This is a genomic window from Klebsiella sp. HMSC16A12, assembly GCF_001808265.1.
Taxonomy (GTDB): Bacteria; Pseudomonadota; Gammaproteobacteria; order Enterobacterales; family Enterobacteriaceae; genus Klebsiella; species Klebsiella pneumoniae.
The window spans coordinates 1-10,344 of record NZ_KV792517.1 but is presented as its reverse complement, the minus strand read 5'-3'; the positions used below and the strand labels follow the sequence as shown (position 1 = coordinate 10,344).

The 10,344-nt window shown below is 47.8% G+C and carries 5 protein-coding genes and 4 pseudogenes; 8 read left to right on the top strand and 1 reads right to left on the bottom strand.

From position 1 onward, the window contains the following. The 7 genes and pseudogenes from HMPREF3140_RS29065 to HMPREF3140_RS00405 form a co-directional block, all read left to right on the top strand. Positions 1 to 164 (top strand): annotated as a pseudogene (locus HMPREF3140_RS29065) (group II intron reverse transcriptase/maturase); the annotation flags it as partial. Positions 165 to 244: 80 nt separating this feature from the next. Then, positions 245 to 481 (top strand): annotated as a pseudogene (locus HMPREF3140_RS26720) (DDE-type integrase/transposase/recombinase); the annotation flags it as partial. Positions 482 to 705: 224 nt separating this feature from the next. Continuing rightward, entirely contained in the window at positions 706 to 1,782 is a 1,077-nt protein-coding gene (locus tag HMPREF3140_RS00420) for an IS110 family RNA-guided transposase (protein WP_032435678.1), read from the top strand. 16 nt (positions 1,783 to 1,798) lie between these two features. Continuing rightward, a pseudogene (locus HMPREF3140_RS26710) lies at positions 1,799 to 2,107 on the top strand (integrase core domain-containing protein); the annotation flags it as partial. A gap of 507 nt (positions 2,108 to 2,614) precedes the next feature. Beyond that, on the top strand, positions 2,615 to 4,924 hold the full coding sequence (locus tag HMPREF3140_RS00415; protein WP_070552791.1) for a tellurite resistance TerB family protein: 2,310 nt from the start codon (positions 2,615 to 2,617) through the stop codon (positions 4,922 to 4,924). Positions 4,925 to 4,927: 3 nt separating this feature from the next. Next, positions 4,928 to 6,244 (top strand): ATP-binding protein, encoded by a 1,317-nt coding sequence (locus HMPREF3140_RS00410; RefSeq protein ID WP_049127683.1) that lies wholly within the window; start codon positions 4,928 to 4,930, stop codon positions 6,242 to 6,244. Continuing rightward, positions 6,241 to 8,436, top strand: coding sequence for a DEAD/DEAH box helicase (locus HMPREF3140_RS00405; protein WP_032435683.1), 2,196 nt, complete (start codon positions 6,241 to 6,243; stop codon positions 8,434 to 8,436). The genes HMPREF3140_RS00410 and HMPREF3140_RS00405 overlap by 4 nt, the downstream gene beginning before the upstream one ends. 319 nt (positions 8,437 to 8,755) lie before the next feature. Here HMPREF3140_RS00405 and HMPREF3140_RS00400 read toward each other — a convergent pair whose 3' ends face one another. After that, positions 8,756 to 9,916 (bottom strand): IS30-like element ISCfr4 family transposase, encoded by a 1,161-nt coding sequence (locus HMPREF3140_RS00400; protein ID WP_032435685.1) that lies wholly within the window; start codon positions 9,914 to 9,916, stop codon positions 8,756 to 8,758. Positions 9,917 to 10,234: 318 nt separating this feature from the next. Between HMPREF3140_RS00400 and HMPREF3140_RS00395 the strand changes: the two are divergent. After that, positions 10,235 to 10,344 (top strand): annotated as a pseudogene (locus HMPREF3140_RS00395) (AbrB/MazE/SpoVT family DNA-binding domain-containing protein); the annotation flags it as partial.

Below are 10,344 nucleotides of genomic sequence, written 5' to 3'. Positions count from 1 at the left end.
ATCACGGTAAGCTCAGCGGCGAAATACTGTACCGGTTGGTGGGGCAAGGCAAGAAGCTGTTTCGCTGGCGACTGCCCGAAGGTAACCATTACCTAAGGACGGAAACCAGAAACACGTATACATCGCGCTATACTGCAGTGGCAATGGCGTTCGCCAGCGTTTAAATGGGGAGCCGGATGCGCTGAAAGGTGCACGTCCGGTTCGGAGAGGAGAGGCAGGGAAATAGTCCGACTACGCCCTGCCTCTTACTCTACTCCGCACCTGGCAGGGCTGGCTGTATCTGGCGGTGGTTATCGATCTCTTCGCCCGTAATGTGGTCGGCTGGTCGATGAAACCCACTCTCTCACGCGAACTGGCGCTCGACGCGCTGATGATGGCGGTCTGGCGCCGAAAACCAGACAGCGAGGTTATCGTACATAGCGATAGTAATAATGCCGATGTCAGTCTTTACCACCACTTAGTTTGCCGTTTAACCAGATTGGTGTGATTACTGATGCAGTGAAGACCTTCCCGCATCCTGACTCACACAGCGATCGACCTTTTGTGTCCTGCCCTGGACCCGTCGGTTGCCGGAAGCGCCTTCATGCGAGGCATCTCCTCACCGATGCGCGTGACTCAAGAAGGGCCTGACGGCTTGTCTCGTTACTGTCCTGTCCGGGTTATCTGTCTGGAGATTCAACTCTGTTTCCTCACAGGAGCTCTGTCATGGTTGATAAAGTTACCGAAGCTGCCGTTGTGGGTGGCGTGGATACACATAAAGATTTGCACGTTGCCGCTGTCGTAGATCAGAACAATAAAGTCCTTGGGACTCAGTATTTCTCCACAACACGACAAGGTTACCGGCAGATGCTGGCATGGATGACCTCGTTTGGGACATTAAAGCGAATTGGTGTTGAGTGCACAGGTACCTATGGTTCCGGTTTGCTTCGTTATTTTCAGAACGCCGGGTTAGAAGTTCTTGAGGTGACTGCTCCAGACCGGATGGAGCGACGCAAACGGGGTAAAAGTGACACAATTGATGCTGAATGTGCCGCTCATGCAGCATTCTCAGGCATCAGGACAGTTACTCCCAAAACGCGTGATGGCATGATTGAGTCCCTGCGGGTATTAAAAACTTGCCGAAAAACAGCAATATCAGCCCGCAGAGTCGCTCTCCAGATTATCCATTCAAATATTATCTCTGCCCCGGATGAATTACGTGAACAGCTCAGAAATATGACGCGCATGCAGCTCATCAGGACCCTGGGTTCCTGGAGACCTGATGCCAGTGAATACCGCAATGTAACCAACGTTTATCGCATTTCATTAAAGTCCCTTGCCCGACGCTATCTCGAGTTACATGACGAAATCGCTGATCTGGATGTCATGATTGCGGCAATTGTCGACGAGTTGGCACCTGAGCTGATTAAACGTAATGCTATCGGATACGAAAGCGCTTCACAGTTGCTGATCACTGCCGGAGACAATCCTCAACGGTTAAGATCAGAATCAGGATTTGCGGCACTGTGTGGTGTCAGCCCGGTCCCCGTTTCTTCTGGAAAAACGAACCGTTACCGACTTAATCGTGGTGGAGATCGTGCTGCAAATAGTGCACTTCACATCATCGCCATCGGACGCTTACGAACTGACGCAAAAACAAAGGAATATGTCGCCTGGCGTGTAGCCGAAGGACATACAAAAATGGAAGCGATACGCTGTCTAAAGCGATATATCTCCCGCGAAGTTTACACGTTACTGCGCAATCAAAACAGGCGGATCAACAGTATCCCGATAACAGCTTGACTCTTAGAAGGGCGTCCAAGGCAGCCATTATACGAGCAGGCAGTTCCGGCAGTTACTGTGGCGATACCGGATCAGGCAGAGTATGAGTCGGCGTGGAAACTGCTGGGATAACAGCCCAATGGAGCGCTTCTTCAGGAGTCTGAAGAACGAATGGGTGCCGGCGACGGGCTATGTAAGCTTCAGCGATGCAGCTCACGCAATAACGGACTATATCGTTGGATATTACAGCGCACTAAGACCGCACGAATATAATGGTGGGTTACCGCCAAACGAATCAGAAAACCGATACTGGAAAAACTCTAACGCGGTGGCCAGTTTTTGTTGACCACTTCATGTAAGGTCAGAAAGTCCAATGACAGCTTTATGTACGAAGCAGTCATTGAGCTACTACGTATAAATGACCGCTCCTGGCCTACAGCAGACAAGCTTAGGATGCTGAAGGTCTGCTGAGAGCGATAAACGGAAATTCGAGACGGTATAGTCTCTAAAAGCTTCCCTGCCATAAAGTTGCCGAGATTCTCAGCGAATAGGTAAGTATCATCATACAGTGGTCAGATGTGCATCCGCAGTACATTTGCTCGCATGTTAACGTAGCAGTAGTACAACATCATTTAGAGACGAATCGCCTAACAGGTTTTAACACCTTAAAATTTCACTGCTGGTTAAACACATTATTAAATGATTTTTATCATTTAAATCATTGGGTTAATTTTAATTGTGATTTGCTTTTAACCCTCGCAATTTAGAAGTATTATTTTGAGATTAATCCACTTGCCCTGCCTTCATCACTGCTTGTAAATATGCGTGAAGAATGATTTTAAGGTTATATATCATGGAGTTATTGAAGTTTTTGGCGGCGATTTTTGTCATTTACTTGTTGTTTTTTAGAAAGAAAAAACGTAAATCTCCAAAGTCTTATGCTTCAGACCCCGTGAAAGCACCGCCAAAAGAATGGCTCGCTGACATCAAGAAAAAAGAGGCGGTTGTGCGAAACGATGATAGTGAAGACGATAACCTTGCAACTTTTACATTGAGCGGTGGCCGGGGTGTTGAACTTCGGGTGACAACCAATCATTACCGCAACACCTCAAAGTCAGCAGGTGCACTAGCTCGATGGGTACTTCCGGGTGAGATGATAACTGTAGCTGGTGTAGCAATTAGCGGTGGCCACATTTACGTGGGGCAACGTATGAAGCCCTCCGGTCAGGAATCAGGCGGCTATTATGACGATGGAAGTGAGGCATCATTAATTGATGACACATGTAAGATAAAACCTACTTCTTATCTTTACGAGGACAGTTCATTAGGATACTGGCCCAGTTTTTCCTCTCTTTCCCCAGAAGCACGCGGTGCGTATGTCAGTTGGCTTGCCAGCGATAGGTCTGATCCATCGTGTCCTATCGGCTATGTTTTTATCTACCTCTACGGCCTGGAAAGAAAAGCGCTCGTAGATTCCACTGACCCAAAATTCCCTGATGCTGAGTTCCGTAATCTGTTCAATGAAGTCGCTCGGTTAAGATCGATATTCATTGAGAACCGCTCCTTCCGTGGATATTCGACCCAATTACTCGAAGCCATGTCTATTCTGCGCCCGAACATGGGCTTAGCCACTGCGCTCGATAGCAATTCAGGTTTCAGCAACAGCATGCAATTTAAGCTGGCTCTTGCAAAAACTGTACATGAAGGAGTTCCTGTATCAGCTGAACTGGCGTTGAACTGGGTAATAAACCACACCGAGTATTCGCTGCGTACCCCGGCTCGCCGCTGTGCTAAAGAGTTTGCTGCACTTTTCAAACGGCGTTACACCCTCAAATATGGTGAAGGGATGGTCGTTAAGGCGAATAAAACGCGCCTAAGGTTAGATTACACACCAGCAAGTCCTAGTTTGCGAGGTGTTCGACTTCCTGTTCCCGACCTGCCTGATCCAAGTGCGTTGAAGAGCCCTGTCCAGAAAATTATGGCTCTTGCCGATATATGTACAGATGAACTTGATGCTTATAGTCGCTACCTTGGTAGGAAAGGTACGTCAGTCAATGATACGGCTGCAATTATGCTGCTCCCTTCAGAGATCGTTAATGAAAGCGCAGAAAAAATATTAAGCTCATTCAAACGCTGGGCTGATGAGGCGATCCTCGTCAAGGAGGGGTTAGTCTCAGTTGCTGACTTTTGGGCACATATGAATGCCAGTTGCCCCAATAAGATCAATAAAAAAGAGGCCGATTTGATGCAGGCCTTTGCTCTGAAGATGGGTTACGGTCTGGCACCTGACCCGTATTATCACCATGTGAAGGCGGATGTTGATGGGACACTTGTTCTATTCCCTGCCGCAGAAGGTGGACGCTTCTCACCTTCTCCTGAATTTATCTCAGCCGTAATGACGCTCAGATTAGGGGCGATGGTCGCCTTGATTGACGATTCTCTTGATCAAGCTGAACAGAAAGTACTTGAGAATGCCATCAACAACAATCCTGGCTTCACCGATGATGAAAAACGCTCTCTACATGCGTATTTAACGTGGCAACTTCATACCCCAGCCAATATGACAGGAATGAAAAGTAGGATTGAGTTGATGGGGGCCGCGGAAAAAGCTGCTGTGGGTAAGGTTATCGTTAGTGTTGCCTGTTCGGATGGGACAATAGCGCCTGCCGAAATCAAACAGCTTGAGAAGATTTATTCAAGTTTGGGGCTGGATCCCTCATCTGTCTCGAGCAATATCCATCAGCATTCCGCAACTGAACATGATCTCGTCTCGTCTGTACCAACTGATCAGCCAGCAGCAGGGTTCACACTGGATGCTAATGTACTTGCCCGCCACGAATCTGCCACGGATGATGTTCGTAAATTGCTGAACACAATTTTCACCGAAGAAGAACCGGAAGAGCCAGAAAGCGCTCCAGCCTCATCAACGGAGGCGGGGGGACTTGACTCCGCACATAGCCAGCTTTATCGCAGTTTGCTGGAGAAAGAACAGTGGTCCCGAAAAGAGGCGACAGAATTGTGCGGAAATTTGAATTTGATGCTCGGCGGTGCGCTTGAGGTGATCAATGACTGGTCCTATGCGGTGGTTGATGCTCCAGTACTGGACGATGCCGATGATGATATCTGGGTTGACCTGGAAATTGCCAAAGAATTAGAGGGATAGTGAATGTCTGTAACACGTATAAGAGTGAAAGAACGCGACGCTATTATTCAGTCACTTAAGTCAGGTGTAACGCCAAGGATAGGCATTCAGCATATCCAGGTTGGCCGCGTGAATGAGATCACCGCTCTCCATCAGGATATTGAGAGGATTGCTGACGGTGGTGCAAGCTTCAGACTTATCATCGGTGAATATGGTTCTGGTAAAACGTTCTTTCTGAGTGTTGTGCGCTCTATTGCGCTGGAGAAGAAGTTGGTGTCAGTCAGTGCTGACCTTTCTCCTGACAGACGTATTCACTCATCGGGAGGTCAGGCTCGTAATCTTTATTCTGAGCTCATGAAAAACATGTCCACCAGAAACAAGCCGGATGGTAATGCGTTACTTAGCGTTGTTGAAAGGTTCGTTACGGAGGCAAGGAAGGAAGCTGACACGGACGGCTCCGAGGTTTCATCAGTTATTCATAAACGCCTGGCAGCACTATCAGATATGGTCGGTGGATATGACTTTGCGAAGGTCATTGATGCATTCTGGCGGGGGCATGAGCAGGATAACGAAACGCTAAAATCCAATGCCATTCGCTGGTTGCGTGGAGAGTACACTACTAAAACTGATGCCCGTCACGATCTCGACGTTCGGACTATTATCTCAGACGCATCATTCTATGATTCTTTGAAGCTGATGAGCCTTTTTGTCCGCCAGGCAGGCTATGCCGGTCTTTTGGTCAGCCTCGACGAAATGGTGAACCTCTTGAAGCTGAATAATACGCAAGCAAGAACAGCGAACTACGAACAGATTTTGCGGATCCTGAATGACTGCCTGCAAGGCTCAGCCGAGAACATTGGTTTTATCCTCGGGGGTACGCCAGAGTTTCTTTTCGATCCGCGTAAAGGTCTTTACGGCTATGAGGCGCTCCAGTCGCGTCTGGCGGAAAACCGGTTCGCGCAAAAAGCAGGAGTGATTGACTACTCATCCCCCACTTTGCATCTTGCCAGCCTCACCCCTGAGGAACTGTATATTTTGCTGAGAAATCTTCGTCATGTTTATGCCGGTGGAGATCCAGAGAATTATCTGGTACCAGATGAGGCACTGACTGGATTCCTGCATCACTGTAGTAAAACCATTGGAGACGCTTACTTCCGTACCCCCCGTAATACCATAAAAGGTTTCCTGGACATGCTGGCCGTGCTGGAACAAAACAGAACGATGAACTGGCAAACACTAATCGAGGGTGTGGCGATTGAAGAGGACCGGCCCAGCGATATGGATGACACCACTACGGAGGAAAGCGATGACGACGACGGACTGGCGAACTTCAAACTATGAGCAGTGCCTACGATAGCCTCGATCCCCGCGTCCGTAAGTGGGTTTACAAGCAGGGGTGGTCGACATTAAGGCCCTTGCAGGAGAGTTCTATCCCGGCAATTTTAGCCCGTGATCGAGACGTGCTAATCAGTGCAGGTACAGCAGCGGGTAAAACAGAGGCTTTCTTTCTTCCTGCCTGTTCGGCAGTTGCAGATCTCACGAATGGATTTGGCATCGTCTATATCAGTCCGTTGAAGGCATTGATTAACGATCAGTACCGTCGTCTTGGGAGCCTTGGAGATGCATTGGAAATGCCAGTGACTCCCTGGCACGGGGATGTACCACAAAGCAAAAAGAAGAAGGCTCGGACGAACCCTGCTGGCATTTTACTGATTACACCTGAGTCACTTGAGTCTTTGCTCATAAATTCAATGGGCTGGCTCAAACAGGCGTTTTCTTCAGTCGCATACATCGTTATTGATGAGTTTCATGCTTTTATTGGTTCAGAGCGTGGTGTACAGCTGCTTTCTCTGCTCAATAGAATTGACCATGTGCTAGGATGCCAGGTAAATCCAATTCCCCGCGTTGCGTTGAGTGCCACGCTGGGGGAACTGGAGAAAGTGCCCGAAATGTTGCGCCCGGACAAACGACTCCCCTGCGTAACTGTTACAGATAGTAATAGCATGACCACTCTTCAGGTACAGGTCAAAGGGTACCTGGAGCGAGTGATCCAAAATGATGAAGAACTTCAGAGTTCAGCTGAACATGACGTTTGCGCTGACATTTTTAGACTTTGCCGTGGCGATTCTCATTTGGTCTTTGCAAACAGCCGAAAACGCACTGAAAGCATTGCGGCAACGCTGAGCGACATGTGTGAGGAACAAATTGTTCCGAATGAATTTTTCCCCCACCATGGTTCCCTTGCCAAGGAATTACGTGAGGTGCTTGAATCTCGTCTTCAGAAAGGAAATTTGCCCACAACAGCTGTTTGTACAATGACGCTTGAGTTGGGAATTGATATCGGTAAGGTTAAATCGGTTATCCAAGTTACGCCTCCGCATTCTGTTTCCAGTTTGCGCCAGCGAATGGGGCGTTCTGGGCGACGCGATTCCCCGTCAGTACTCAGAATGCTAATTACAGAAAATGAGCTTACTGTGAGTAGCAGTATCGTTGATCACCTACGACTCCAGTTGGTGCAGTCGATGGCAATGATCAGGTTGATGATCTCTAAACAATGGTTTGAGCCTGCCGATTCCCGGCAGATGCATTACTCCACGCTGCTACACCAGATTCTTGCAATTACCGCACAATGGGGTGGAGTTCGTGCCGACCAGCTCTGGTCACAACTATGCCAGACAGGGCTGTTCAGAAATGTAGATTTAAACGATTTCAAAAGCCTGCTTAAACATATGGGAGCATGTGGCCTACTCACTCAACTTGCTAGCGGCGAAATGGTTGTTGGGGCAGAGGGGGAGAAACTGACTAACCATTACACTTTTTATGCCGTGTTCAATACACCAGAAGAGTTCCGCATTATCACCGGAAACAGAACCCTTGGAACAGTGCCTGTGGACTCCCCACTGCTACCAGACCAACACATCATCTTCGGTGGGCGGCGCTGGAAAGTGACAGAGATCGAGACAGAGAAAAAAGTTATCTATGTAGAGGCAACCAAAGGCGGTCAGCCACCACAATTTAGTGGGGGAGGTATGTCTGTTCATGATGCCGTTCGTCAGGAAATGCTCGCTATCTATAGGGAAGGTGATTACCGCATAGCAATAGGTAGCAAGAAAGTAGATTATGCCGATACTGCCGCCAGAAACCTATTTGCGGAAGGCTGTAGTAACTTTCAGCGTTTTAAACTTCAAAATGAGTGTTTTATTACGAGTGGACAACACTGTTACGTAATACCCTGGATGGGGGATAAAGTTGTCAATACGATTACAGCCTTGCTCATACGTTGTGGTTTTAAAGCAAATTCATTTGCTGGCGTTATAGAAATCGATAACTCCAGTGTAGCTTCCGTTCAGCACGCGCTGAAAGAAATGTTGTTGTCAGGCTTGCCATCTGCATTTGATCTTGCCACAGATGTTCCAGAAAAGTACTTAGATAAATATGACGAGTATTTACCAGAGTCCCTTCTTGCGAAAGGGTATGGTGCAAAGGCGTATGAAACAGAAGGTACGCGCATCTGGTTGCAGAAACATCTTTAGTAATCTGGATATGTAATCAGGGTATAAATAAGACATATATACCCTGAATTTTTTATTTCCCTGTAGATTTACTAGGCTTTAGTCCCGGGGTATTACCAGGAGTATCTTTATTATCACGTCGACGTTGATCCGGTTTTCCTGTCGATTTAGCAATTGGTTTTGGACCAGGTTTAAGACCCATGATAGTTATCCTTTAGAGGTGTAAGAGGGAAGCCTCAACATTGATATATTGGATAATGTGAAATTTTTCAATGGGAGCGATCAACATATCCAATGATTAACTCGATATTGTGAACAGTGTCCGCTTCTGGCTGTGAGTTCAACCGATGGATGCAACACATTGATTGAACCGTTCTGCGGGTGATTCATAGTCTAGCGTTTTTCTCGGCCTTTCGTTGAGCTGTCTGGCAACACTGTTAAGTCTTTGCTGGCTGTGAACCGATAAGTCAGTTCCTTTTGGAAAATATTGTCTGAGCAATCTGTTCGTATTTTCATTTGAGCCACGTTGCCAGGGAGATTGAGGATCACAAAAATAAATCTGAATGTCTGTCGCTATAGTAAATCGTGTGTGGCTGGTCATTTCAGCGCCACGATCCCAAGTTAATGTTTTATAAAGCTCAGCAGGTAATTCCCGGGCTTGTCTGATGAGTGCAGATATAACCGTTATGGTCTTGTTGTCTCTGATCTTCGCCAGCATAATAAAACGAGAATGACGTTCTACGAGGGTGATGATATAGGAGTTTTTCGAGCCCTGAATCAAGTCACCTTCCCAGTGACCTGGGATGGCTCTGTCAGCCGCCTCTGGTGGCGTTTCGCTGACAGGTATCGTGTTAGGGATTGACCCTAATCCTTTCCCTTTAAGCGATGACGTTCTGGATCTACGCACTGCTCTTCCGCTTCTGAGGCATTGCTGCAGCTCTTTTTTTAATGCTCCCCGGGTTTGTATAAAAAGCGTTTTATAAATCGTTTCGTGTGACACATGCATTTCCTGATTATCCGGATAACAGCGTTTCAGCCAACCGGCGATCTGTTCCGGCGACCAGTCCTGATGCATCTTCTCTGCAATGATTTTACACAATGCGGGGCTTTCAATTAGCTTGCAAGGTTTTGGTCTCAGTGCATTTTCCCACGCAGTAGCATCGGCTTTTGCTGCACGGTATTGTTTTGCACCACCGTGCCTCCTGACCTCGCGGCTAATCGTTGAGGGCGCTCTTGATAATTTGGCGGCGATATCCCTGATACTGAGTTTTGCTACCAGCCCTCTGGATATCTCCTCTCTTTCATCAAGCGAAAGCGCTAATCGGTGCCGTTTTCGCACGGGAGGACGATAGCCGCCTGTCTGGTGGATAGTGGGCATAATGGAAGAATGATATCTGTCGAACATTCTGGCGATATCATGTAGAGAATCACCTTGCTTATATCTGTCCCAGATAATTGCCTTCTGCTCTGGCGTGTAGTTAATCCGAGTTCTTCGTTTCATGACAACGTCCCCCTTGATTAAGGATAGCGTTGCATCGACCCGTTGAACTCACAGCTCAAAGCGGACCTTCCGTTCGCACCTGCCTTTTGCTTTGAACACCCTCCTGCTGTATCTCCTTCATCCTGCCATACGATTACTCCGTTCAGATCCGACTTTGGGAGTTTTCGGATCTGCGGTGGAAAAATGAGAAAGCAGGATATGTACAACATATCCATATGCCACGCATCTGCATATGTAACACCTATACAAACCAGTCCGACAGGCATATACTGCACATATGTACTCACACATCATGCATGATCAGCCGGAGGAACATCCATGCGCACAGTTTCGATATTTAAAAACGGCAATAACCGCGCCATCCGTCTGCCCCGGGACCTGGATTTTGACGGCGTCAGCGAGCTGGAGATCGTCCGGGAAGGGGACAG

Coding starts and splice junctions, on each gene's coding strand:
- HMPREF3140_RS00420 (WP_032435678.1), top strand. CDS start 706: ATGGTTGATAAAGTTACCGAAGCTGCCGTTGTGGGTGGCGTGGATACA.
- HMPREF3140_RS00415 (WP_070552791.1), top strand. CDS start 2,615: ATGGAGTTATTGAAGTTTTTGGCGGCGATTTTTGTCATTTACTTGTTG.
- HMPREF3140_RS00410 (WP_049127683.1), top strand. CDS start 4,928: ATGTCTGTAACACGTATAAGAGTGAAAGAACGCGACGCTATTATTCAG.
- HMPREF3140_RS00405 (WP_032435683.1), top strand. CDS start 6,241: ATGAGCAGTGCCTACGATAGCCTCGATCCCCGCGTCCGTAAGTGGGTT.
- HMPREF3140_RS00400 (WP_032435685.1), bottom strand. CDS start 9,916: ATGAAACGAAGAACTCGGATTAACTACACGCCAGAGCAGAAGGCAATT.